Origin of the sequence: Pseudoroseicyclus aestuarii (genome assembly GCF_003217255.1) — a bacterium.
GTDB lineage: Bacteria > Pseudomonadota > Alphaproteobacteria > Rhodobacterales > Rhodobacteraceae > Pseudoroseicyclus > Pseudoroseicyclus aestuarii.
The window spans coordinates 498389-522467 of the sequence record NZ_QJTE01000001.1 but is presented as its reverse complement, the minus strand read 5'-3'; the positions used below and the strand labels follow the sequence as shown (position 1 = coordinate 522467).

The following is a 24079-nucleotide window of genomic DNA, read 5'->3' as shown; positions in this document are numbered from 1 at the left end:
GCCTAGCCCGCCTTCCGGTCGGGAGAGAGCCGCCGTTCCAGAAGGGTCAGCCCGTCGTAGATCAGCACGGCGAAAAGCCCGACGATCACCCCGCCCTGCAGCACGAAGGCGGTGTTGTTGGTCAGCAGCCCGGCGATGATGACCTCGCCCAGAGTGCGCGCCGCGACGGTCGATCCGATGGTCGCGGTGCCCAGCGCGATCACCACCGACAGGCGCACGCCGGCAAGGATCACCGGCAGCGCCAGCGGTAGCTCCACCACCCAGAGCCGGCGCCAGCGGGTCATGCCGATGCCGCGCGCTGCCTCCATGACCGAGGGCGGCAGGGTCGAGAGGCCGGTCATCGCGTTCTCGAAGATCGGCAAAAGCCCGTAGAGGAACAGCGCCACCAGCGTTGGCCCGGCGCCGAAGCCGAGGACCGGCACCGCCAGCGCGAGGACGGCGACGGGCGGAAAGGTCTGCCCGATGTTGACCACGCTGCGCGAGAGCGGGCGAAAGGCCGCGCCTGCCGGACGCGTCACCAGCACCGCCGCCGTCACCGCGATCAGCGTCGCGGCGAGCGAGGCCAACGCCACCAGCCCCAAATGGCTGAGCGAGAGCGAGAGCAGCGAGGTGCGGGTGTAGATCACCGGCCCGCCCTCGGGCGCGAAGGGCGCGAAGAGGGGCGCGAAGGCCTGCGGCCAGACCACCAGAGCGACCAGCAGCAGCGCCGGGATCAGGCGCAGCAGGCCGCGCCGCCTCATGCGGGCACCGGCGCGTCGTCCGTGGCGCCATGGCGCAGGGCGGCGGCGCGGATGGCCTCAAGCGTGACGCGGCCCACGGGCGCGCCATCGCGGCTGACCGGCACCGCCTCGCGCCCGGTCCAGAGGCAGGCGGAGAGCGCGTCGCGCAGGTTCGCGCCCTCGTCCAGCGGATCGCCCGGCGCCTCGCCCGGCTCCAGCAGGTCGGAGAGCGGGATCAGCGAGAGCAGCCGCAGCGGCCGCTCGGCATCGCCGACCATCTCGGCGACGAAGCGGCTGGCCGGATCGGCGACGATGCGCGTCGGCGCGGCGTCCTGCACCAGCTTGCCGCCGTCCATGACGCAAACCTTGTCGCCAAGGCGGATCGCCTCTTCCATGTCATGCGTGACGAGCAGGATGGTCGAGCCGAGCTGCCGCTGGATGCGGCGCAGATCCTCCTGCGCGCGGGCGCGGATGATCGGGTCGAGCGCGCCGAAGGGTTCGTCCATCAGCAGAAGGTCGGGGCGCGAGGCCAGCGCGCGGGCCACGCCGACGCGCTGCTGCTGCCCGCCTGACAGGGCGGCGGGATAGCGGGCGCGGAACTGCGAAGGCTCCATGCCAAACAGATCCAGCAGCTCGTCTACCCGCTCGGCGATCTTCGCCTTGGGCCAGCCCAGAAGGCGCGGCACGGCGCCGATGTTGCGCGCCACGGTATGGTGCGGAAAAAGGCCGTGCCCCTGGATCGCGTAGCCGATGCGGCGGCGCAGCAGGTGCGGCGGCATGGCACTCGTCGCCTCGCCGTTCAGCCGGACCTCGCCCGAGGTCGGCTCCACCAGCCGGTTGATCATCCGCAGCAGCGTCGTCTTGCCGGAGCCGGAGGTGCCGACGATGCAGGCGATGGTGCCCGTCTCGATCGTGGTCGAGACGGCATCGACGGCCCGCTGGCCCTGATAGATCTTGGTGATTTCGTCGATCTCGATCATCGCGTGCCTCCCGGGGCCGTCAATTCCACCGCCACATCCATCACGATGGCCGCCGAGAGGGCCATGACCACCGTCGGCAGCGCGCCCAGAAGGATCAGGTCCGTCGCGGTCTGGTTCAGCCCCTGAAAGACGAAGGTGCCGAAGCCGCCGCCGCCGATCAGCCCGGCAATCACCGCAAGGCCGATGTTCTGCACCAGCACGATCCGCAGCCCGGCGAGCATCACCGGCAGCGCCAGCGGCAGCTCCACGCTGCGGAGCCGCTGAAGAGCCGTCATGCCCATGCCCGTCGCCGCCTCGCGCGCGGCGGGGGGCACGGCGTCGAGGCCGGCCAGCGTGTTCGCGACCACCGGCAGCAGGGAATAGAGGAGCAGCGCGAGGAAGGCCGGGGCGAATCCGATGCCGGCAATGCCGACCTCTCGCGCGCCGGGCACGGTGGCGGCGACCCAGGCGAGAAGCGGGATCATGATGCCGAACATCGCGAGCGAGGGGATCGTCTGGACGAAGCTCAGAAGCGGCACCATCGCCCGTCGCAGGCGCCCGGAGCGGTGACAGGCAATACCCAGCGGAAAGGCGATTGCCGCCGCCGCCGCGAGAGAGCCGATGGACAGCGCCACGTGACGCCAGGCCGCCTGCGCAAAGGCATCGGCGCGGCCGCGGTATTCCAGCATGATCGACAGACGGTCCAGCGCGCCCGAGGCCAGGACCAGCCCCAGCGCCCCCAGCACCGCGACGAGCAGCCCGAGCCGCAGCCATGGCCCCGGCCTCAGCGCCGAGAGCGCATCCGCCATCAGCAGCATCAGCACCAGCGCAAGGCACCAGAAGCCCGCAGCGGGCGAGACGCGGGCCAGATCACCCGCCTCCTCCAGAAGATAGGGCAAGGCCAGCGCCAGCAGCGTCACGATGCCGGCAAGGCCCAGAAGGCTGCCGCCGAAGCGCAGCCAAGGGCGGCCCCGCTGAACGCCCAAGCCCAACCCAAGGACCACGGCGGCGAGCGTGAAGGCGACGAAGGCGCCGGGCGCAGCGGCCCAGGGGGCCAGCCCCTCGCCCAACACGATGCGGTTGGCCCGCAGCGTCACGAAGGGCAGCGCCAGCGAGGCCAGCCCCAGCACGGCGAAAAGCACCCCCGGCGGCGAAAACGCCGCCGAGGCTGCCCCGGCCGGCCGGGCGCGCAGGTCCGGCGCGGCCGTCACGCCGATCAGTCCAGAACGCCGGTCTGGGTCAGGTAATCGCGGGCCACGGCCTCGGCCGGCTCACCGCCGACCTGGATGCGACCGTTCAGCTCCTGCAGGGTCTCAAGGTCGAGGCCGGTGAAGATCGGGTTCAGGATCTCGGGGATCTCGGGATGCGCCTCGAGGACCTCGTCCCGCACGATGGGGGTCGGCTCGTAGACCGGCTGCACGCCCTTGTCGTCTTCCATGACCTTCAGCCCCGTCGCGGCGACGCCGCCGTCGGTGCCGTAGACCATGGCCGCGTTTACGCCCGATGTGCCGCGCGCCGCCGCCTGGATCGTGGCCGCGGTATCGCCGCCCGAGAGGATCACCAGCTGGTCGTCCGAAAGCTCGAAGCCATAGGTCTCCTGCATCGCCGGCAGGACGGCGGGCGAGGAGACGAACTCGGTCGAGGCGGCCAGCGTCACGTCACCGCCGCCTGCGACCCACTGGCCGAAGTCGGACATCGTGGACAGGTCGTTCTCCTCGGCAACGGGGCCGGTCACGGCGATCGCCCAGGTGTTGTTGGCCGGCGCCGGCTCAAGCCAGGTGATGTCGTTCGCCTCTCCGTCGAGCTCGCGCGCCCGCTCGAGCGCGGTGGCGGCATCGTTCCAGTCGCCGCTGTCGGCCTCGTTGAAGAAGAAGGCGGCGTTGCCGGTGTACTCCGGGTAGATGTCGATCTGCCCGGCGAGGATCGCCTCGCGCACGACCTGCGTGCCGCCCAGCTGCAGGCGGCGGTCGACGGTCACGCCGCCATCCTCGAGCGCGAGGGCGATCATGTTGCCGAGCAGCCCGCCCTCGGTGTCGATCTTGGACGAGACGGTGACGGCATCGTCCTGGGCACTGGCGGCGCCGGCAAGGGCGGCCAGTCCGGCGGCGGCAAGAAGGGTGCGTGTGGTCATGGTACTGGCCTTTCGCGGCTGGGGTGTATCGCACAGATGCGGTTGGCAGGCTCAACTAGGGCGTCATCGCGCGCGGCAAGGTGCAGCAGGCCCGAAATAGCGTACACAAGAGCCATGAGCGCCATCAATCCGGCGGGTTGAGCGGCGCGGCGCGGGCGCTTATGTCTGCGCGACCCCCAACGACAGGAATGCCGCCATGACCCTGCCCCGCCCCGCCCCGCTCCGCGATGCCGCGCAAGAGGCCGGTGCCCGCGATCTGGGCGCGCTGCCCGAATGGGATCTCTCGGACCTTTATTCCGCCCCCCATGCCGCCGAGTTCAACAACGACATCGACTGGCTGGAAGAGGCCTGCCGCGAGTTCGCGCAGGACTACGAGGGCAAGCTGGACACGCTGGACGCGCATGGCCTGCTCGACGCCGTCAAGCGCTACGAGCGCATCGACGAGGTCGCGGGCCGGATCATGTCCTATGCCGGGCTGCGCTACTACCAGAACTCCACCGACGCAGAGCGGGCCAAGTTCCTGTCCGACTGCCAGGACCGGCTGACCGCCTTCACCGCGCCGCTGGTGTTCTGGAGCCTCGAGTTCAACCGTCTCGAGGACGCGCATCTGGAAAGCCTTCTGGGCCAGAGCCAGGAGCTGGCGCGCTACAAGCCGATCTTCGACCGCCTGCGCGCGATGAAGCCCTACCAGCTTTCCGACGAGCTGGAGCGGTTCCTGCACGATCAATCCACCGTCGGGGCCGCCGCCTGGAACAAGCTTTTCGACGAGACCATCGCCGGCATGGGCTTTGAAGTCGATGGCGAGGCGCTGACCATCGAGGAGACGCTGAACCTGCTGACCGAGCAGGATCGCGCCAAGCGCGAGGCCGCCTTCCACGCTTTGGCCGGCAGCTTTGGCGCCAACGTCAAGCTCTTTGCCCGCATCCACAACACCATCGCCAAGGAGAAGGAGGTCGAGGACCGCTGGCGCGGCATGCCCACGCCGCAGACCGGCCGCCACCTTGCCAACCACGTCGAGCCCGAGGTGGTCGAGGCGCTGCGCGATGCCGTGGTCAAGGCCTATCCGCGCCTCTCGCACCGCTACTACGTGCTCAAGGCGAAATGGCTGGGCCTCGACAGGCTGCAGGTCTGGGACCGCAACGCCCCCCTGCTGATGGAAAGCGACCGCATCGTCGGCTGGGACGAGGCGCGCCGCACCGTCGAAGAGGCCTATGCCTCCTTCGATCCGAAGATGGCCGAGCTGGCCCAGCCCTTCTTCGAGGACGGCTGGATCGACGCCGCCGTGAAGCCGGGCAAGTCGCCCGGCGCCTTCGCCCATCCCACCGTCACCACCGCGCATCCCTACGTGATGCTGAACTACCTCGGCAAACCGCGCGACGTGATGACCCTGGCGCATGAGCTGGGGCACGGCGTGCACCAGCGCCTCGCCGCCGGACAGGGCGAGCTTCTCGCCTCCACCCCGCTGACGCTGGCCGAGACCGCCAGCGTCTTCGGCGAGATGCTGACCTTCCGCAAGCTGCAGGCCGAGGCGAAGGACGATGCCGAGCGCAAGGTGCTGCTGGCCGGCAAGGTCGAGGACATGATCAACACGGTCGTCCGGCAGATCGCCTTCTACGATTTCGAGTGCAAGCTGCACGAAGCCCGCGCCAAGGGCGAGCTGACCCCGGACGACATCAACGAGCTGTGGATGAGCGTGCAGGGCGAGAGCCTCGGCCCGGTCTTCGACTTCGCCGAGGGCTACGAGACCTTCTGGAGCTACGTGCCGCACTTCGTGCACTCGCCCTTCTACGTCTATGCCTATGCCTTCGGCGACGGCCTCGTGAACGCGCTCTACGCCGCCTACGAGGAAGGGCAGCCCGACTTCCAGCAGAAGTACTTCGAGATGCTGAAGGCCGGCGGGTCGAAGCACCACAAGGAGCTGCTGGCCCCCTTCGGCCTCGACGCGAGCGATCCGGCCTTCTGGGACAAGGGCCTGTCGATGATCGAGGGCATGATCGACGAGCTGGAGGCGATGGAGGGGTGATCACCCTCTCTGCGCTGACGGACCGGGGCGAGGTGCTGCACCTCGCCCCGGCGCCCGAGCAGATGGAGTTCGCCGGCAGTGCCGAAAGCATCCTGTCGGACCCGCGCCCGCACCTCGATTTCCACGTGATCCGCGAGGCGGGCAAGGCTGTCGGCCTGTTCAAGATCGACCGCGCCTACGAGGACGGTCGCAGCTTCGCCGGCCCCGGCACCTGGGGCCTGCGCGGCGTGATGATCGACCAGCACCACCAGGGCCGCGGCATCGGCCGCGCCGCCTTCGCCGCCCTGCCCGGCTACCTGCGCTAGGCTTATCCCGCCCTCGACCAGCTCTGGCTGACGGTGAACACCCGCAACCCGGTGGCGCGGCGGCTCTACCTCTCGGGCGGCTGGGAAGATACTGGCAGAACTTTCACCGGCGCCAGCGCCGAGCCGCAGCACATCATGCGGCTGGACCTGCGCGGCTGAAGGCCGATGCCTTGCCGCCAGCGCGCGGGCCGCTAGGCTGCCGCGCACCTCAGACCCGCTGCCAAAAGGATGCCCCCATGACACAGACCCTCCGCTGGGGCGTACTCGGCGCCGCGCGCTTCGCGCTGAACCAGATGGCCCCCGCGATCCATGCCGCACGCGGCGCAGAGCTGTTGGCCATCGCCACCTCGTCGCAGGAGAAGGCCGCGCCCTTCGAGGCCTTCGCCCCCGGTCTGAAGGTCCACCTCGACTACGACGCGCTCCTCGCCGATCCCTCGGTCGATGCCGTCTACATCCCGCTCCCCAACGCGCTGCACGTCGACTGGACGCTCAAGGCGCTGGCGGCGGGCAAGCACGTGCTGTGCGAAAAGCCGCTGGGCCTGAAGGCCGAGGATTTCGACCGCGTCATCGCGGCGCGCGACGAGACCGGGCTGATGGCGGCAGAGGCCTTCATGATCACGCATCACCCGCAATGGGCCCGCGTGCGCCAGCTTCTGGCCGAGGGCGCGCTGGGAGAGTTGCGGCATGTCGAGGCGGTCTTCTGCTTCAAGAACGACGACATGACCAATATCCGCAACCGGGCCGAGGTCGGCGGCGGCGCGCTGCCGGATGTCGGCGTCTACGTCATGGGCTCGATCCGCTTCGCCACCGGGCAAGAGCCAGAGGCGATCACCCATGCCGATCTCGACTGGGAGGCCGGCGTCGACACCTACGCCCATGTCGCGGCGCGCTTCCCCGGCTTCCGCTACTCGGGGCTCGTCTCGACCCGGCTCGACAACCGGCAGGGCGTCGTCTTCCACGGCACCGAAGGTCGGTTGACCATGACCACCCCCTTCACCGCCAATGCGGCAGGGCTGGCCGAGATCGTTCTCGACCGCACGGGCCAGCCGCAACAGCGCGAAAGCTGGCCGGGGCTGAACCAATACGTGCTGCAGGTCGAGGCCTTCTGCCGCTCCGTCCGCGAGGGCGCGCCCTATGCCTGCCCGCTGGAGTTCAGCCGCGGCACGCAGGCGATGATCGACGCGGTCTATGCGGCGGCAGGTCGCGGGAACGGCGCGGGCTGACAGGCGTTCGGCCCCGAACCAACCAGTGGGACCTGACATGCACCTTCTCATCCTCGGCGCCCGCGGCGCCACCGGCCGCGCGGCGACCGCGCTGGCCGCCGCCGAAGGCCATAGCGTCCGCGCCGCCGACATCAGCTGGGAGGGCGCCGAGCCCGCCCAGCCGGGGGTCGAGCGGATCGAGGCCGACATCCTCTCTGGCGATCTGGCCCCGGCGATGCGCGGGGTCGAGGCGGTGATCTCCGCGCTCGGCGTGCCGGGCGATCCCAAAACCCTTCTCGACCCGCCGCCGCTCTATACCGACGGCACCCGCCGCGTCGCCGAGGCGATGCAGGCCGAGGGTGTCTCGCGCCTCGTCACGATCTCGGCCAGCTGGGTTGCCACGACGCAGCGCGGGCCGCTTCTCTTCCGGACAACGGCGATCCCGGCGCTGCACCAGGTGATCGAGCAGATGAAGGAGATGGAGGCCTACCTGCGCGCCTCCCCCCTCGACTGGACGGCGGTGCGGCCCGGCTGGCTGATGCCGGGCGAGGTGACGGGCGATTACTGGACCGGCCCGGACATGATCCCCGAGGACATGATCCGCACCCGCCACGGCGATCTCGCCCATTTCATGCTGCATTGCGCCACGACCGGCGCCTGGTCCCGCGCCACCCCCGCCGTGGCCCGGAAGGAGCCGGAGGAAATGGGCAGCAACGTCGAACTGGTCAAGGAAATGCTGGCCTGACCGGGCTCGCCCGCCCGGCGCCCCCCATCTTCTCTTTGAAAATATCCCGGGGGGCGCCTGCGCCCTGGCGCAGGCGGGGGGCAGAGCCCCCTGCCACGCCGGACGGGCGCAGAACGTCTGACCGTCTCAGCTGAGGGCCATCATGCCCTTCTCGCGCGCCAGATCATGCATCCGCTTCTGCAGCTTCTCGAAGGCCCGCACCTCGATCTGGCGGATGCGCTCGCGGCTGACGTCGTAGACGCCGGACAGATCCTCCAGCGTCACCGGCTCGTCCGAGAGGCGGCGGCGGACAAGGATATCCCGCTCGCGCTCGTTCAGAACCTCCATCGCCTCGGTCATCAGGGCGCGGCGGCTGTCCAGCTCCTCCTGGTCGGCATAGTGGCCGGCCTGGTCGGCGTCTTGGTCCTCGAGCCAGTCCTGCCACTGGGTCGTACCCTCGCCCTCCTGCCCGACCTGCGCGTTGAGCGAGGCGTCGGAGCCGGCCATGCGCCGGTTCATCGAGATCACCTCGGTCTCGGTCACGCCGAGGTCGGTGGCGATGCGCTGCACCGTCTCGGGGCGCAGGTCGCCCTCTTCCAGCGCGCCGAGGCGGGCCTTGGCCTTGCGCAGGTTGAAGAAAAGCTTCTTCTGCGCGCTGGTGGTGCCCAGCTTCACCAGGCTCCAGGAGCGCAGGATGTATTCCTGGATGCTCGCCCGGATCCACCACATGGCGTAGGTCGCGAGGCGGAAGCCCTTCTCGGGATCGAAGCGCTTGACCGCCTGCATCAGCCCGACGTTGGCCTCGGAGATGACCTCGGCCTGCGGCAGGCCGTAGCCGCGGTAGCCCATGGCGATCTTCGCCGCGAGGCGCAGGTGGCTGGTCACCAGCTTGTGTGCCGCCGAGGAATCCTCGTGGTCCACCCAGCGCTTGGCCAGCATGTATTCCTCTTCCGGCTCCAGCATCGGAAATTTGCGGATGTCCTGAAGGTAGCGGTTCAGGCCCTGTTCCGGCGAGGGGGCCGGGAGATTGCTGTAGGTCGCTGCCACAGTGCCCCTCCTCATGTTAAAGGGTTTGACATGGATATGGTGTAACGGCGCATGTCTGGCAAGAACCGCTAGGCGCCAAGTGTTGATAGAAGATGAACGAGACTGCCATCCGGTTCCGTCGTGCACAATCCACCGGGCTGCACAGAGGCTGTTCGACTTGGGACGGATCAAACCCGCAGGGCGGCAAGGAGTTCCTTCATGTCGTCCGGCAAGGGGCTGTGAAACAACAGATCTTCGCCGGTGCCGGGATGGGTGAAGCCAAGTTCGGCGGCATGCAGCGCCTGGCGCGGAAAGCCGGCTGCCAGCGCCGCGCCCGCCTGCCCGACAGAGCGTAGCGCCAGCTTGCGCCGCCCGCCATAGGTCGGATCGCCGATCAGCGCATGGCCGGCATGCGCCATGTGCACCCGGATTTGATGGGTGCGCCCGGTCTCCAGCCGGCATTCGACCAGCGCCGCCGCAGGGGGATGGCCGAGCGGTTCGGTCACGCGCATCCGCGTCACCGCCCGACGCCCGCCTGCCTTGCTGACGGCCTGCTTCTGGCGGTCGGTCGGGTGGCGGGCCAGCAGCGTCTCGATCCGCAGCGTGGCGCCGTCCTCCCAGCGCACGCCCGCGACGCCGCGCAGCCGCGGGTCGGCGGGATCGGGCAGCCCGTGGCACATCGCGCGATACAGGCGGCGGGCACTATGCGCCTCGAACTGGGCGGCAAGACCGTGATGCGCCCGGTCGGTCTTGGCCACCACCAGCAGCCCCGAGGTGTCCTTGTCGATCCGGTGCACGATCCCCGGCCGGCGCCGCCCGCCCACGCCCGACAGATCCGGCGCATGATGCAGCAGCGCATTGACCAGCGTGCCGGAGGGGCTGCCGGGCGCGGGGTGCACCACCATGCCCGCCGGCTTGTCGATGACGATCAGGTCGCCATCCTCGAAGACCACGGCAAGCGGGATCGCCTCGGGCAAGATCTCGGTCTCCTCCGCCTCGGGCAGCGCGATCTCGACCTCGGCGCCCTCGCCCGCGCGGGCCTTGGCGTCGGTCACCACCGCGCCGTCGACGCAGACCGCGCCCTCGGCGATCAGCCGCGCGAGGCGCGAGCGGGACAGCGCCGCCGCCTCTGGCACGTCGCGGGCAAGCGCCTTATCAAGCCGGGGCGGCGGATCGGCCGCGAGGGTGAAGCGAAGGATGGACATGCAGCAGGACGCTCCCGGAGAGGTGCCGCCGCAGCTGCGCTGGCTAAAATGGCTGGTCGCGGCGATGGGCGTGGCGATGATCGCCTGCTTCGTAGTGCTGATGATCGCCCTTGTCATCCGGCTGAACGCCGATCCCCTGCCACTGCCCGAACGGATTTCCCTGCCCGACGGCGAAAGCGCCCGCGCCTTTACGCAAGGATCGGACTGGTTTGCCGTGGTGACGGACGCGGATCGCATCCTGATCTACAACCGCGCCACCGGCAGCCTGCGCCAGACCGTCGAGATCGAGTGATCGGGTTGGGCGGCGGGACAGCCCCGCCGCCCGGCGCCGATCAATGCGCCAGCAGGTCCTCGGCCACCTCCTCGCCGCTCCAATCGGCGGGGAAGTAGGTCGGCCAGTTCGTCACTTCCTCGAGCAGGGCGGCACGGTCGTCGCCCCAGTAGAGGTGGTAGTGCCCGGCCTCCATCGGCCAGATCAGGTGGTCGCTGAACTGGATGAACTGCGGCGCGTCCTCGTCGCCCTCGGCCTTCTCGAAGGAATAGCGGACGCCGCGGTTGCCGGCCTCGTATTCGAGGATCCAGTAGCCGTCGCTCTCGTAGCGGGCCTCGGTCGGCTCTCCGTCCTCGTAGAAGGTGACCGTGTCACCGTCGATCACGATGCGCTCCACCCCGGTGGCATAGCCGATCTCGTAGTAGTCGCGGTACTCCTCGGCACTCATCTTGCCGGATTCGGCCTTATGCGCCATCACCGGATCGAGTGTGCCGTCCATCAGGAAGGGGTAGATCGACTGCCAGTCGCCCTGCCAGTCCTGCAGCGTGCGGGGCTGGACCTGCGCGTCCTCGAAATAGCCGCTCCTGATCTCTTCGCTGACGCCGCCGTGGTCATGATCGTGCTCGTGGTCATGATCGTGGTCCTGAGCGAAGGCCGGCGCGGCCATAAGCGTCAGGGCCGTCAGCAGCGCGGCGCTGGTGGTGCGGGTCGTCGTCATCGGGTCAGCCTCTCGGTCGGAACAGTAAAGAGTGATACGTTATCACATTTTGACTGCTACCTCGTCCTCGCAGCCTTCGCAACATGCAGGCGCTGCTCTCACAAAAGATGCAGAGAGGCGTTGACTATTTGCGAATGATTATCACTGTCGAAAGCGAGACCTTCTTCATCACGGACCACCCATGGCCGACGCGCCCCGCCACCCCATCCGCACCTTCCTGCTCGGCACGCTTGTGGTCTGCGGTGGGGCTGTCGTCGCCTCTGCCCTTCTGCTGGGCGGCCCCGGCGGCGCCTCGGATGATCGCTTCAAGGTCGTGACCACCTTCACCGTGATCGCCGACATGGCCCGCAACGTCGCAGGCGACGCCGCCGAGGTCGCCTCGATCACCCGCCCCGGCGCCGAGATCCACGGCTACGAGCCGACGCCCCGCGATGTCCTGCAGGCCGAGGGGGCCGACCTGATCCTGTGGAACGGCTTCGGCCTTGAGCGCTGGTTCGAACAGTTCCTGAACAATGTCGGCGACATCCCCTCTGCCACCCTGACGCAAGGCGTCGATCCGATCCCCATCGGCTCGGGCGATTACGAGGGGCGGCCCAACCCGCATGCCTGGATGGGGCTCGATACCGCGATGATCTACATCGACAATATCGAGGCCGCCCTGTCCGAGCACGACCCAGGGAACGCCGCGCTCTATGCCGCCAATGCAGAAGCCTACAGGACCCGCATCCGCGACACGCTCGAGCCGCTGCGCCAGCGCGTGCTGGAGGTCCCCGAGGATCAGCGCTGGCTGGTCAGCTGCGAGGGCGCCTTTTCCTACCTCGCGCGGGACTTCGACATGAAGGAGCTCTATCTCTGGCCGATCAACGCCGACCAGACCGGAACGCCGCAGCAGGTGCGCCGCGTGGTCGATACGGTCGAGTCCGAGGATATTCCCGTGGTCTTCTGCGAAAGCACCGTCAGCCAGCGCCCGGCCGAGCAGGTGGCCCGCGAGACCGGCGCCCGCTATGGCGGCATGCTCTATGTCGACAGCCTCAGCACCGCCGAAGGGCCGGTGCCAACCTATCTCGATCTTCTCCAGCGCACAGCCGGCACCGTCGCGGACGGGCTGACCGGCACGCTTGGCAACTGACGAAGGCGACACGATGCTCCAGCAGACCATCCCCGCAGAGGCCGAGGCCAAGACCGGCGCCGGTATCGAGGCGCGGGGCGTCACGGTGACCTACCGCAACGGCCATACCGCCCTGCGCGACGCCAGCTTCGAGATCCCGCGCGGCACCGTCACGGCCCTTGTCGGCGTGAACGGCGCCGGGAAATCGACGCTCTTCAAGGCGATCATGGGCTTCGTTCCCGCCGCGGCGGGCGAGATCCGGCTTCTGGGCAGAACAGTGCGCGAGGCGCTGACGTCCAACCTCGTCGCCTATGTCCCCCAGGCCGAGGAGGTCGACTGGGCCTTCCCGGTGCTGGTCGAGGACGTGGTGATGATGGGCCGCTACGGGCACATGGGCTTCCTGCGCCGCCCGGCGCAGGCGGACCGCGACGCGGTCGAGGCCGCCCTCGCCCGCACCGGCATGACCGACTTCCGCCACCGCCAGATCGGAGAGCTCTCGGGCGGCCAGCGCAAGCGCGTCTTCCTTGCCCGCGCGCTGGCGCAGGACGGCCAGGTGATCCTGCTGGACGAGCCCTTTACCGGCGTCGACGTGAAGACCGAGGAGCAGATCATCGCCCTCCTGCGCGAGCTGAAGGACGAGGGGCGCGTGATGCTGGTCTCGACCCACAACCTCGGCTCCGTGCCGGAGTTCTGCGACCGGACCGTGCTGGTGAAGGGCACGGTGCTGGCCTATGGCCCGACCGAGACGACCTTCACCCGCGCCAACCTCGAGGCGGCCTTCGGCGGCGTTCTGCGGCACTTCACCCTCGGCGGGTCGGACCTGCACGACGACCACGACGCCGACCAGCGCCACATCACCATCCTGACCGACGACGAGCGGCCCCTCGTCCGCTACGGCGAGCGTACGCGCACCAGCGGGGACGCCTCGTGACCCTGCTGCTGGAGCCCTTTTCCTACGGCTACATGGCCAATGCGATGTGGGTCTCGGCCTTGGTCGGGGCGGTCTGCGCCTTCCTCTCGGCCTACCTCATGCTCAAGGGCTGGAGCCTGATCGGCGACGCGCTCTCGCACTCGGTCGTGCCCGGCGTCGCCGGGGCCTACATGCTGGGGCTGCCCTTCGCCATCGGCGCCTTCATCGCCGGGGGGCTTGCCGCGGCCTCGATGCTGCTGCTGTCGGAACGCTCGGGCCTGAAGATCGACGTGATCATCGGGCTGATCTTCACCGCCTTCTTCGGCCTCGGCCTCTTCATGATCTCGATCAACCCGATGGCGGTCAGCATCCAGACGATCACCATGGGCAATATCCTTGCCATCACGCCGGGCGATACGCTGCAGCTGGGGCTGATCGGCGTCGTGACGCTGGGGGTCCTGCTGCTGAAGTGGAAGGACCTGATGGTGGTCTTCTTCGACGAGAGCCACGCCCGCTCCATCGGGCTGCATCCGCAGCGCCTGAAGGCGATGTTCTTCGTGCTGCTCTCGGCGGCGGTGGTGGCGGCGATGCAGACCGTCGGCGCCTTTCTGGTGATCGCCATGGTGGTCACGCCCGGCGCCACCGCCTACCTGCTCTGCGACCGCTTCCCGCGGTTGATCGCCCTGTCGGTGGCGATCGGCACGCTGACGGGCTTTTTCGGGGCCTATGCCAGCTACTTCCTGAACGGCGCGACAGGCGGCGTCATCGTGGTGCTGCAGACCGCCCTCTTCCTTGCCGCCTTCCTGCTGGCGCCGAAACACGGGCTGCTGGCCGCACGCGCCAAGGCGCGCCAAGCGCTGGCCGCCCCTGCCCCGGAGCCCGCGGAATGAGCGCGCTGATCGAGCCCTTCCAGTTCGGCTTCATGCAGAACGCCTTCCTGATCGCCGCGCTCGTGGCGGTGCCGACGGCGCTGCTGTCCTGCTTCCTCGTGCTCAAGGGCTGGGCGCTGATGGGCGATGCAGTCAGCCATGCCGTGCTGCCGGGCATCGTTCTGGCCTGGATCATCGGCATCCCGCTGATTGTCGGGGCCTTCGCCGCCGGGATGCTTTGCGCGCTGTCGACCGGCTACCTCTCGGGCAACAGCCGGGTAAAGCAGGACACGGTCATGGGCGTCGTCTTCTCGGGCATGTTCGGGATCGGGCTGATCCTTTACACCGCCATCGACACCAACCAGCACCTCGACCACGTCCTTTTCGGCAACATGCTCGGGGTGGGCGCGCAGGACCTCTGGACCGCGGGGATCATCGCCGTCCTCGTCTCGGGCGTCCTGCTGCTGAAGTGGAAGGATTTCCTGCTGCATGCCTTCGATCCGGCGCAGGCGCAGGCCAGCGGCCTGCCGACCCGCCTGCTGCATTACGGGCTGCTGTCGATCCTGTCGCTGACCATCGTCGCGACACTGTCCTCCATCGGGATGATCCTGACCGTCGCGCTCCTGATCGCGCCGGGGGCTATCGCCTTTCTCGTGGCGCGCAGCTTTGCCGCCATGCTGGGGGTCGCCGTGGCGGTCTGCGAGATCGCGATGATCACCGGCGTCTGGATCAGCTTCTACCTCGACTCAGCGCCGGCGCCGACCGTGGTGCTGATCCTGACCGGCATCTTCCTTGCCGCGCTGGCACTGCGCATGGCCGCCGTGCGCGCTGCCTCCCGCTCAGGAGCGGACGCGCCGGGCTGAGGCCTTGCGCCCGCGCCGGGGCCCGTGCTGCACTGAAGCGGCCCAAGGGGGACCCGGACCATGGACGAGGTCGTCGCACCGCCCAGACCCAAGCAGGAGACGCGGACCGAGAGGCCGCGGCTGTGGAAGGTCATCCTGCTGAACGACGATTACACCCCGCGCGAGGTCGTCGTGCGCGTGCTGCAATCGGTCTTCCGGATGACAGAAGGCGAGGCGCTTGGCGTGATGCTGACCGCGCATCGCCGGGGCGCCTGCGTCGTCGCCGTCTTCACCAAGGAGATCGCCGAGACCAAGGCACAGGCCGGGCTCGAGGCGGGGCGCAAGCTGGGCTATCCGCTGGCTTTCACCACCGAACGAGAGAGCTGAGGGGGAGGATGGTACCGCCTCCCTGGCTTGAACAGGGGACCTCTGGATCCACAATCCAGCGCTCTAACCAACTGAGCTAAGGCGGCACTGGCGGGGGAGGTATCGCCCCCCGCGGCGAAATGCAAGACCGCTCGCGCGTGGCTTCCGTCACGACGGCTTGCACCCGGGGCGCGCCCCCCCTACCTGATCCCCTCAAGCAGTCAGGAGCAGGCCCATGGGCATCAACAGCGAACGCGACGTCGAGGCGAACATGCAGATCGGCCCCACCGACAAGGGCATGGTCCGCATCTTCGTGGAATCAGGCAGCACCGAGATCCCGATGGACTTCGATCCCGAGGAAGCCGAGGAAATCGCCGAAGAGATCAAGGCAGCCGCCCGCGCCGCGCGCGCCGTCGGCTGAGGCGCAGCGGCCTTCTCGCCCCGCTGGCGCGAGAAGGCCCCGCCCCCGCGCTACTCCGCCGCCAGCTTGCGCGGCTTGAGCAGCGGGGCGAGGTAGCGGCCGGTATGGCTTTCCTCGATACCGGCGATCTGTTCGGGGGTGCCGGTGCCGACCAGAAGGCCGCCGCCATCGCCCCCCTCGGGGCCGATGTCTATGACCCAGTCGGCGGTCTTCACCACGTCGAGGTTATGCTCGATCACCACGACGGTGTTCCCGCTGTCGACCAGCTCGTGCAGCACCTCGAGCAGCTTTCTCACATCCTCGAAATGCAGGCCGGTCGTCGGCTCGTCGAGGATGTAGAGCGTGCGGCCCGTCGACCGCCGCGACAACTCCTTGGCCAGCTTCACGCGCTGCGCCTCGCCCCCTGACAGGGTCGTCGCCTGCTGGCCGACCTTGACGTAGCCGAGGCCGACCCGGACCAGCGCATCCATCTTCTCGCGGATCACGGGGACTGCCTGGAAGAAGTCCTGCGCATCTTCCACAGTCATATCAAGGACATCGGCGATGCTCTTGCCCTTGAACTTCACCTCCAGCGTTTCGCGGTTGTAGCGCGCGCCCTTGCAGGTCTCGCAGGTGACGTAGACGTCCGGCAGGAAGTGCATCTCGATCTTGATGACGCCGTCGCCCTGGCAGGCCTCGCAGCGGCCGCCCTTGACGTTGAAGCTGAAACGCCCCGGCTTGTAGCCGCGCGCCTTCGCCTCGGGCAGGCCGGAAAACCAGTCCCGGATCGGGGTGAAGGCGCCGGTATAGGTGGCGGGGTTCGACCGCGGCGTGCGGCCGATGGGCCGCTGGTCGATGTCGATGACCTTGTCGAGGTGCTCGAAGCCCTTAATCGTCTCAGAGGGGGACGGCACCTCGCGCGCGCCGTTCAGCTTGAGCGCGGCGTTCTTGTAGAGCGTCTCGATCGTCAGCGTCGACTTGCCGCCGCCCGACACGCCGGTCACGGTGACGAACTTGCCCAGCGGGAAATCGACCGAGAGGTCCTTGAGGTTGTTGCCCGTCGCCTTGACCACGCTCAGCTTCTTGCCGCTGCCCTTGCGCCGTTCGGCGGGCACCGCGATCTCGCGCGTGCCGGCAAGGTACTGGCCCGTCAGGCTGTTCGTATCAGCCGTGACCTCGGCCGGCGTGCCATGGCTGACGACGTGCCCGCCGTGCACCCCTGCCCCCGGCCCGATGTCGAAGACGTAATCGGCCTCGCGGATCGCCTCTTCGTCATGCTCGACCACGATCACCGTGTTGCCCTGGTCGCGCAGGTTCTTCAGCGTCGTCAGAAGCCGGTCGTTGTCGCGCTGGTGCAACCCGATGCTCGGCTCGTCCAGCACGTACAGGACGCCGGTGAGGCCGGAGCCGATCTGGCTGGCCAGGCGGATGCGCTGGCTTTCCCCGCCCGAGAGGGTGCCGGAGTTCCGGCTGAGGGTCAGGTAGTCGAGGCCGACATTCACGAGGAAACCGAGCCGCTCGCGGATCTCCTTGAGGATGGCGCGGGCGATCTCGTTGTTCTGCTTGCTCAGGTGCTCGGGCACCTCGGCGCACCAGTCATGCGCCTCGCGGATCGACATCTGCACCACCTGCCCGACATGCAGCCCGGCGATCTTCACCGCCAGCGCCTCGTCGCGCAGGCGGTAGCCGTGACAGGCGCCGCAGGGGCGGCTGTTCTGATACTGCTCGAACTCTTCGCGGACCCAGGCGCTGTCGGTCTCGCGATAGCGGCGCTCCATGTTCGGAAGCACGCCCTCGAAGGGGCGCGAGACGGTATAGACCCGCCCGCCCTCGTCGTAGCGGAAGGTGATCTCTTCTTTGCCGGAGCCGTGCAGGAAGACCTTCTGCACCTTTTCCGGCAGGTCCTTCCAGCGCGCCTTGGAGGAGACGCCGTAATGCTTGGAGATCGCCTCGATGGTCTGCAGGAAATAGGGGGTCTTGCCCTTGCGCCAGGGCGCGATGGCGCCGTCGGCGATCTTCAGCGTCACGTCCGGCACCACCAGCCGCTCGTCGAAGAAGCGTTCCGCCCCGAGGCCGTCGCAGACCGGGCAGGCACCGAAGGGCGCGTTGAAAGAGAACAGCCGCGGCTCGATCTCGGGGATGGTGAAGCCGCTGACCGGGCAGGCGAATTTCTCGGAATAGGTGAAGCGCTCGGGCTCCCCCTCCTGCGGCGCAGTCTCGAGGATGGCGATCCCGTCGGCCAGGTCCAGGCCGGTACGGAAACTGTCGGCCAGCCGCGTCTCCATCCCCTCGCGCACGACGATGCGGTCGACGACCACGTCGATGTCGTGCCGGAACTTCTTGTCCAGCGTCGGCGGCTCGTCCAGTTCGTAGAACTCTCCGTCGACCTTCACGCGCTGGAAGCCCTGCTTGCGCAGGTCAAGCATCTCCTTGCGGTACTCGCCCTTGCGGTCGCGCACGATGGGCGCAAGCAGGTAGCCCCGCGTCCCCTCGGGCATGGCCATGACGCGGTCGACCATGTCCTGCACCTGCTGCGCCTCGATCGGCAGGCCGGTGGCGGGCGAATAGGGCGTGCCGGCGCGCGCGAAGAGCAGGCGCATGTAGTCGTAGATCTCGGTCACCGTGCCGACGGTGGAGCGCGGGTTCTTCGAGGTCGTCTTCTGCTCGATGCTGATCGCGGGCGAGAGACCGGTGATGTGATCGACGTCCGGCTTTTCCATCATGTCGAGGAACTGCCGCGCATAGGCCGAAAGGCTCTCGACGTAGCGGCGCTGCCCCTCGGCGTAGATGGTGTCGAAGGCGAGCGAGGATTTGCCCGAGCCAGAGAGCCCGGTCAGGACCACGAACTGGTCGCGCGGAATATCGACATCCACGTTCTTGAGGTTGTGTTCGCGCGCCCCGCGCACCTCGATGAACTTCTGCTCAGCCATTCTGCCCCGCCGCTCTACCACGTGCTGCAGATAGGTGCGCGAAGGCGATCTGCCACCCCGTGGAACATTCTGGCAACCTTTACCACGCGGCGCCAGCGGCGGAAAGGGGCGGCGGGAACCCCGCGGCCCGCCCGTGCCTTGGCCTGCCGAGATGCAGGAGGATGCGATGACGGAGCGTACGGAAGACGAGCGCAAGGAGGTCCGGAAGGAGTTCGGGGAGGTCGTCAACATGAGCCCCTCGGAGCTTGAGGACTGGCTCGAGACGGAGGAGTCGAAATCGGTCGGCGACACCGGCGGCGACGGCGAATCGACCGGCCACAAGTCCGGGCGCCGCATCGTGGAGCTGAAGCGAAAGACCGTGGACGAGCTGACGGAGGACGATCACGATTGGATGAACAAGGTGGTCGGCTATTGCCACAGGCACCTGAAACAGGGGCCGTCGAGCGACGTCGAGCACTCCAAGTGGCGGTATAGCTTGATGAATTGGGGCCACGACCCGTTGAAGGACTAGGCCGACCCTCGCGCGGCGGCGCGGGGCGCATCGCTGCGTCCTGCGCCACCTCACGAAGATGTCAGGGCCCGGATCGGCCCGCGAAAGCGCCGTTTCCAGCCCCGAAACAATCAAACGGCCCCCTTGGGCGCGCGACAGGCGGCCACACGATTTTCGGACCGAAAAGTTGCAGGGGGATCGGCTAATAAAGGCCTAAGGAAAGGCCGGATTCCGCCTTATTCTGCATCACGCGCTTACCCAGAAGCGTCCCCAACAAGGAGATGCAGATTAAATCCGTACCCTTCGTCGCAGCCGCCGTCGCCGCCCTTTCGGCGGCCCCGGCCTTTGCCGCGACCCTCAGCAACAGCACCGGCTACGCCCTGACCAACAACGGCAACTCGCTGGTCGTCTTCAACAATCTCGCCGACCTCAGCGATACCACGACGCTGCTGCTGTCGGGCAGCGGCACCATCGACGCCCTCGCCTGGCGCCCGGTGACGCAGCAGCTTTACGGCTATGCCAGCAAGGGCGACGACGCGGTCTTCGTGATCGACACGATGACCGGCGTCGCCACGAACACCAATGCCACCATCGGCAGCGGCGTCGCGATCGACAACAGCGCCGGCGTCGGCTTCGACTTCAACAACACGCTCGACGCGGCCCGCGCCGTCTCGACCCGCGAAGACAACGCCGTTTTCGTGCCGGGCGACACCATCGGCACGCTCGACCCGATGGGCCCCGACGGGCGCGTCTTCGCTGTGACCGACCTTGCCTACAGCGACTCTACCGGCCTGATGGCGCCCGACATCTTCGCCAATGCCTATACCAATGCCGTGAACGGCATGCTGGCCTCGACGACGCTGCAATACGGCCTCGACTCCGCGAACAACTCGCTGGTGACGATCGCCAACAACGCCGGCACGCTCGAGACCGTCGGCGCGCTGGTGGATTCCTCGACCGATCAGGTGCTGGATATCAGCGGCATCGGCGGCCTCGAGATCCTGTCGGATTTCGAGGGCGACAACCTCGCCCTCGCGCTGCTGAACTTCTCCAACGGCAGCACCGCGGGCCTGTTCGAGATCGACCTGTCGAACGGCCGCTCCACCCGCCTTGGTGACGCCAATGCACCGGGCGTCTTCCCCTACATCGGCTTCGCCGCCTCGACCGCGCCCGCGCCGGTTCCGGTGCCGGCCAGCGGCCTGATGCTGGTCGCCGCGCTCGGCGGCCTCGGCGCCCTGCGCCGCAAGATGCGCAAGGCCTGATCGCCCTGCCCCTCTGACGAAAGGCGCCGCCCCCTGTCGCAGGGGGCGGCGCCGATGCTGTCAGGCGTGGCCTGCAGCGGTCAGATGTGGATGACCCGGTCATAGGCGGCGAGGACGCTTTCGTGCATCGCCTCGCTCAGCGTCGGATGCGGGAAGACCGTCTCCATCAGCTCGACCTCGGTGGTCTCGAGCGTGCGGCCGACGACATAGCCCTGAATCAGCTCCGTCACCTCGGGGCCGACCATGTGGGCGCCCAGAAGCTCGCCCGTCTTGGCGTCGAAGATGGTCTTCACCATGCCTTCCGCATCGCCAAGCGCGACGGCCTTGCCGTTGCCGATGAAGGGGAACTTGCCGACCTTCACCTCGCGCCCCTCTTCCTTCGCCTTCGCCTCGGTCAGGCCGACGCTGGCGACCTGCGGGTGGCAGTAGGTGCAGCCCGCGATGGCGCCGGGCTTGATCGGATGCGGGTCGCCGCCGGCGATCAGCTCGGCGACCATGGTCCCCTCGTGGCTGGCCTTGTGCGCCAGCCAGGGCGCGCCCGCGACATCGCCGATGGCATAGATGCCCTCGGCGTCGGTGCGGCAGTACTCGTCCGTCAGCACATGGCTGCGCTCGACCTTCACGCCGGCCTCCTCGAGGCCGAGATTCTCGGTATTGCCGACGATGCCGACGGCGGAGATGACGGTGTCGTACTCCACTTCCTGCAGCTTGCCGCCGCTTTCGATATGGGCGACGACCTTGTCCTTCTGCCGGTCCAGCTTCTTGACCACGGCCTTCTCGAGGATGGTCATGCCCTGCTTGACGAACTGCTTCTTGGCGAAGGCGCTGATCTCGGCGTCCTCGACGGGCAGGATGCGGTCCAGCACCTCGACCACGGTCGTCTCGGCGCCCATGGTGTTGTAGAAGCTGGCAAATTCGATGCCGATGGCGCCAGAGCCGATGACCAGCAGCTTCTTCGGCATCCGCTTCGGCACCAGTGCGGCCCGGTAGTTCCAGACGCGGTCGCCATCCGCCTCGAGGCCGGGCAGATCACGCGCGCGGGCGCCGGTGGCGACGACGATAGATTTCGCCGTCAGCTCCTGGCGGCCGCCCTCGCCCTCAACGCTGACCCGGCCCTTGCCGGCCAGCTTGGCGGTGCCGGCGAAGACAGTGATCTTGTTCTTCTTCATCAGGTGCTTGACGCCAGAGTTCATCTGGGCGGCGACACCGCGGCTGCGCTTGACCACGGCATCCAGATCGAAGTCGGGCTTCTCGACCGAGAGGCCGAAGTCCTTGGCCCGGTGCATCAGGTGATAGACCTCGGAGCTGCGCAGCAGCGCCTTGGTCGGGATGCAGCCCCAGTTCAGGCAGATACCCCCCAGCTCGGACCGCTCGACCACGGCGACCTTCAGCCCCAGCTGGGCGCCGCGAATGGCGCAGACATATCCGCCGGGGCCGGAGCCGATCACGATCATGTCGAAGTTCTGCTCGGCCATCGGCACGTGCTCCTGCAGCTTGGAAAAGTGGTTCGCATGTAAACCATCGCGGGCGGGCCCGCCACCCGCCGCGGCGCAGGGCAGACCGGCGCCCGGTGCAAGGGCTCAGCCCTTGGCCTTGATCCGCTCGACCTCGGCGCCGTAGCCGCCCGCCTCGATCCAGGCGGCCTCCTCGGGGGTCGTCTCGCGCCCAAGCGCCTCGTTGCGGAAGGGAAAGCGTCCGAACTGCCGGATGACCGCGCGATGCGCGCGGGCATGATGCAGGTAGTCCGGCGGCTCGCTCAGCCGCGCCTCGAAAAGGGCGACGGCGCGGTCCTGGTCGATCAGGCTCTCAGAATGTTCGAGCGGCATGTAGAAGAACTGCCGCCCCAGCCCGTCGAAGCGCTGGTCCCAGTCCCGCTCAAGGCCCATCTTCGCCGCCGCCCGCGCCCTTGCGTCGGTGGCGAAGGCCTGGCCGGTGCCGCGGAACATGTTGCGCGGCAGCTGGTCAGTCAGGATCAGGTAGGACAGCGTGCCCTGCGCATCGACCAGCCAGTGCCCGAGGCCGCCGCCCTCGGCCTCCTGCCAGAGGTCGAGCCATTGCTCGCGGATGCGGGAATCCAGTGCCTCGCCGCCCTTGTACCAGCCTTCGGGACCGATCTCCTCGATCCACCAGCGGCGCAGCTCCTCGGACCTCGTCATCGCAGCACTCCTACCTTCCCGGTCACAGTGCCGCCCCCGCGAGGCAAGGGCAAGCACCGGAAGGCAGGGCGGCCGGGGCCGCGGTCAGGCGGCCTCGTGGCGCGCCTTCTCCTCGTCGTGCTCGTGCTCGGCCTCTTCGGCCGCCTCGCCGTAGTATTCCTGCGCAACCTCGAGGGCGACGGCCGTCGAGGTGGGCGAGACCGGGGCGTAGGACACCGTCTCGCCGATGGTGTTGCGCTCGGGGCGGCGGGCCATCCGCCACTGGGTGTAGATGGTCAGGAAGATCATCAGACCGGCGATGAACAGCCAGAAGCCGCGCGGCCCGAAGGCCGAGAGCATCCAGCCGACGAGGATCGGGCCCATGACCGCGCCAACGCCGTTGATCAGCAGCAGCCCGGCCGAGGCGGCGGCCATGTCGTCCCGCTCGAGGTAGTCGTTCGTATAGGCGATGAGCAGCGCGTAAAGCGGGTTGGAGGTGCCGCCGACGATCGCGCCCGAAAGCAGGATCAGCCAGTAGTGCCCGGGGAAGACGAAGGACAGCAGCGCCCCGACACCGCCCACGGCCGAGAGCGCCAGCACGAGGAAGCGGCGGTCGATGCGGTCCGACAGCCAGCCGATGGGATATTGCAGCACCAGCGCGCCAATGTAGGTGGCCGAGACGAAAACCGAGATCTGCGCCACGCTCAGCCCCGCCTGCCCGCCGTAAACGGCCGACATGCCGAACTGCGCCGAGAACACGCCGCCCAGCAGGAAGATCCCCATGCAGGCGAGCGGCGAGGCCTCGATCAGCCGCTTGAGCGGCAGCGGCTTGGTGGTGCTGAACTCGGGCGCCTTGCTGACCGACAGAAGGATCGGCGCGAAGGCCAGCGACACCAGAACCGAGGGCACGATGAAGAGGATGAAGCCCGACACGTCCCCCAGCACCAGCAGCGACTGGGCGGTGACGATGCCGGCCATCTGCACCAGCATGTAGAGAGACAGCGCCTTGCCGCGGTTGGTATTGTCGCTGGCATCGTTCAGCCAGCTCTCGGCGGTGATGTAGACGCCGCAGAAGCAGAAGCCTATCGCGAGGCGCCCCAGCGCCCAGGCCCAGGGCTCCGTCAAGGCGGGGTAGAGAATCAGGATCGCCGAGATGGTCGACCCGAGCGCCGCGAAGACGCGGACATGGCCGACGCGGCGGATCATCCGGGGCGCATAGCGCGCCGCGATCAGGAAACCGCCGAAATAGGCTGACATGACCACCGACATCTCGCCGGTCGAGAATCCCTCGAGCGGGCCGCGAAGGCCCAGAAGCGTGCCCTGCACGCCATTGCCGATCATCAACATGAACATGCCGATAAGCAGCGCCCAGCTGCTGCCGATAACCTGAAGCAAGAGATCCTCCTTGACGCGCCATGGGCCGTCTTCACCGGAAAGAACTGGATCCGGCGGCGCCGGGACTGACGGGGATGGATTCGGCACCG

The 24079-nt window shown here is 68.2% G+C and carries 25 protein-coding genes and 1 tRNA gene; 14 read left to right on the top strand and 12 right to left on the bottom strand.

Going from position 1 to position 24079, the window contains the following annotated elements; translation table 11 throughout:
- Window positions 1-2: 2 nt before the first annotated feature.
- The 4 genes from DFP88_RS02425 to osmF are packed head-to-tail and all read right to left on the bottom strand — an operon-like array spanning window position 3 to window position 3809.
- Window positions 3-740: an ABC transporter permease gene (locus DFP88_RS02425; protein WP_110812837.1), complete on the bottom strand. Its 738-nt coding sequence runs from the start codon at window positions 738-740 to the stop codon at window positions 3-5.
- A complete protein-coding gene (locus DFP88_RS02420; RefSeq protein ID WP_110812836.1) occupies window positions 737-1699 on the bottom strand; it encodes an ABC transporter ATP-binding protein in 963 nt (320 codons plus the stop codon). Before DFP88_RS02420 ends, DFP88_RS02425 begins: the two co-directional genes overlap by 4 nt.
- Window positions 1696-2889, bottom strand: coding sequence for an ABC transporter permease (locus DFP88_RS02415; RefSeq protein WP_245904644.1), 1194 nt, complete (start codon window positions 2887-2889; stop codon window positions 1696-1698). Before DFP88_RS02415 ends, DFP88_RS02420 begins: the two co-directional genes overlap by 4 nt.
- A 5-nt stretch (window positions 2890-2894) precedes the next feature.
- A complete protein-coding gene (gene osmF, locus DFP88_RS02410; RefSeq protein WP_110812835.1) occupies window positions 2895-3809 on the bottom strand; it encodes a glycine betaine ABC transporter substrate-binding protein OsmF in 915 nt (304 codons plus the stop codon).
- Between the two features lie 196 nt (window positions 3810-4005).
- On the opposite strand from osmF, the gene DFP88_RS02405 reads away from it, so the two are divergent.
- The 5 genes from DFP88_RS02405 (at window position 4006) to DFP88_RS02390 (ending at window position 8084) form a co-directional block, all read left to right on the top strand.
- On the top strand, window positions 4006-5832 hold the full coding sequence (locus DFP88_RS02405) for a M3 family oligoendopeptidase (RefSeq protein ID WP_110812834.1): 1827 nt from the start codon (window positions 4006-4008) through the stop codon (window positions 5830-5832).
- A complete protein-coding gene (locus DFP88_RS02400) occupies window positions 5829-6137 on the top strand; it encodes a GNAT family N-acetyltransferase (protein WP_110812833.1) in 309 nt (102 codons plus the stop codon). Before DFP88_RS02405 ends, DFP88_RS02400 begins: the two co-directional genes overlap by 4 nt.
- Window positions 6138-6170: 33 nt before the next feature.
- Entirely contained in the window at window positions 6171-6296 is a 126-nt protein-coding gene (locus DFP88_RS17445; RefSeq protein ID WP_281268142.1) for a hypothetical protein, read from the top strand.
- Window positions 6297-6373: 77 nt separating this feature from the next.
- Window positions 6374-7360, top strand: coding sequence for a Gfo/Idh/MocA family protein (locus DFP88_RS02395; RefSeq protein WP_110812832.1), 987 nt, complete (start codon window positions 6374-6376; stop codon window positions 7358-7360).
- Between the two features lie 37 nt (window positions 7361-7397).
- Window positions 7398-8084: an NAD(P)-dependent oxidoreductase gene (locus tag DFP88_RS02390; RefSeq protein ID WP_245904642.1), complete on the top strand. Its 687-nt coding sequence runs from the start codon at window positions 7398-7400 to the stop codon at window positions 8082-8084.
- Between the two features lie 126 nt (window positions 8085-8210).
- Here the strand turns inward: DFP88_RS02390 and rpoH are convergent, their stop codons facing one another.
- Complete coding sequence (rpoH, locus tag DFP88_RS02385) at window positions 8211-9125, bottom strand: RNA polymerase sigma factor RpoH (protein WP_110812831.1); 915 nt, start codon at window positions 9123-9125, stop codon at window positions 8211-8213.
- Window positions 9126-9277: 152 nt separating this feature from the next.
- Window positions 9278-10294: an RluA family pseudouridine synthase gene (locus DFP88_RS02380; RefSeq protein ID WP_110812830.1), complete on the bottom strand. Its 1017-nt coding sequence runs from the start codon at window positions 10292-10294 to the stop codon at window positions 9278-9280.
- Here DFP88_RS02380 and DFP88_RS02375 point away from each other — a divergent pair.
- The gene (locus DFP88_RS02375; protein WP_110812829.1) at window positions 10293-10586 is read left to right on the top strand and encodes a DUF6476 family protein; all 294 of its coding nucleotides are present in this window, start codon (window positions 10293-10295) and stop codon (window positions 10584-10586) included. The genes DFP88_RS02380 and DFP88_RS02375 overlap by 2 nt on opposite strands.
- A 40-nt stretch (window positions 10587-10626) precedes the next feature.
- Here DFP88_RS02375 and DFP88_RS02370 read toward each other — a convergent pair whose 3' ends face one another.
- On the bottom strand, window positions 10627-11283 hold the full coding sequence (locus tag DFP88_RS02370) for a metal-binding protein ZinT (RefSeq protein WP_110812828.1): 657 nt from the start codon (window positions 11281-11283) through the stop codon (window positions 10627-10629).
- A 181-nt stretch (window positions 11284-11464) separates the two neighbouring features.
- Here DFP88_RS02370 and DFP88_RS02365 point away from each other — a divergent pair, with 181 nt between their 5' ends.
- The 5 genes from DFP88_RS02365 to clpS are packed head-to-tail and all read left to right on the top strand — an operon-like array spanning window position 11465 to window position 15399.
- Entirely contained in the window at window positions 11465-12412 is a 948-nt protein-coding gene (locus DFP88_RS02365) for a metal ABC transporter substrate-binding protein (protein ID WP_110812827.1), read from the top strand.
- Window positions 12413-12425: 13 nt separating this feature from the next.
- A complete protein-coding gene (locus DFP88_RS02360) occupies window positions 12426-13322 on the top strand; it encodes a manganese/iron ABC transporter ATP-binding protein (RefSeq protein ID WP_110812826.1) in 897 nt (298 codons plus the stop codon).
- Window positions 13319-14191, top strand: coding sequence for a metal ABC transporter permease (locus tag DFP88_RS02355; protein ID WP_110812825.1), 873 nt, complete (start codon window positions 13319-13321; stop codon window positions 14189-14191). The genes DFP88_RS02360 and DFP88_RS02355 overlap by 4 nt, the downstream gene beginning before the upstream one ends.
- Window positions 14188-15033: a metal ABC transporter permease gene (locus DFP88_RS02350; RefSeq protein WP_110812824.1), complete on the top strand. Its 846-nt coding sequence runs from the start codon at window positions 14188-14190 to the stop codon at window positions 15031-15033. The genes DFP88_RS02355 and DFP88_RS02350 overlap by 4 nt, the downstream gene beginning before the upstream one ends.
- Window positions 15034-15093: 60 nt before the next feature.
- On the top strand, window positions 15094-15399 hold the full coding sequence (gene clpS, locus DFP88_RS02345; protein WP_110812823.1) for an ATP-dependent Clp protease adapter ClpS: 306 nt from the start codon (window positions 15094-15096) through the stop codon (window positions 15397-15399).
- 9 nt (window positions 15400-15408) lie between these two features.
- On the opposite strand, the gene DFP88_RS02340 is transcribed toward clpS, so the two are convergent.
- Window positions 15409-15485, bottom strand: a tRNA-His gene (locus DFP88_RS02340).
- Window positions 15486-15613: 128 nt separating this feature from the next.
- On the opposite strand from DFP88_RS02340, the gene DFP88_RS02335 reads away from it, so the two are divergent.
- Complete coding sequence (locus DFP88_RS02335; protein ID WP_110812822.1) at window positions 15614-15799, top strand: DUF6324 family protein; 186 nt, start codon at window positions 15614-15616, stop codon at window positions 15797-15799.
- A gap of 50 nt (window positions 15800-15849) precedes the next feature.
- Here the strand turns inward: DFP88_RS02335 and uvrA are convergent, their stop codons facing one another.
- Complete coding sequence (uvrA, locus tag DFP88_RS02330) at window positions 15850-18708, bottom strand: excinuclease ABC subunit UvrA (RefSeq protein ID WP_110812821.1); 2859 nt, start codon at window positions 18706-18708, stop codon at window positions 15850-15852.
- Between the two features lie 166 nt (window positions 18709-18874).
- Between uvrA and DFP88_RS02325 the strand changes: the two genes are divergently transcribed.
- Window positions 18875-19219 (top strand): DUF3140 domain-containing protein, encoded by a 345-nt coding sequence (locus tag DFP88_RS02325; RefSeq protein ID WP_110812820.1) that lies wholly within the window; start codon window positions 18875-18877, stop codon window positions 19217-19219.
- A gap of 260 nt (window positions 19220-19479) precedes the next feature.
- Window positions 19480-20460 (top strand): DUF4394 domain-containing protein, encoded by a 981-nt coding sequence (locus tag DFP88_RS02320; protein WP_110813289.1) that lies wholly within the window; start codon window positions 19480-19482, stop codon window positions 20458-20460.
- An 80-nt stretch (window positions 20461-20540) separates the two neighbouring features.
- On the opposite strand, the gene lpdA is transcribed toward DFP88_RS02320, so the two are convergent.
- The 3 genes from lpdA to DFP88_RS02305 all read right to left on the bottom strand — a co-directional run bounded on the left by lpdA (window position 20541) and on the right by DFP88_RS02305 (window position 23990).
- Entirely contained in the window at window positions 20541-21935 is a 1395-nt protein-coding gene (gene lpdA, locus DFP88_RS02315; RefSeq protein WP_110812819.1) for a dihydrolipoyl dehydrogenase, read from the bottom strand.
- 105 nt (window positions 21936-22040) lie between these two features.
- On the bottom strand, window positions 22041-22616 hold the full coding sequence (locus tag DFP88_RS02310; RefSeq protein ID WP_110812818.1) for a DUF924 family protein: 576 nt from the start codon (window positions 22614-22616) through the stop codon (window positions 22041-22043).
- A gap of 84 nt (window positions 22617-22700) precedes the next feature.
- Window positions 22701-23990 (bottom strand): MFS transporter, encoded by a 1290-nt coding sequence (locus DFP88_RS02305; RefSeq protein ID WP_245904640.1) that lies wholly within the window; start codon window positions 23988-23990, stop codon window positions 22701-22703.
- Between the last annotated feature and the right edge of the window lie 89 nt (window positions 23991-24079).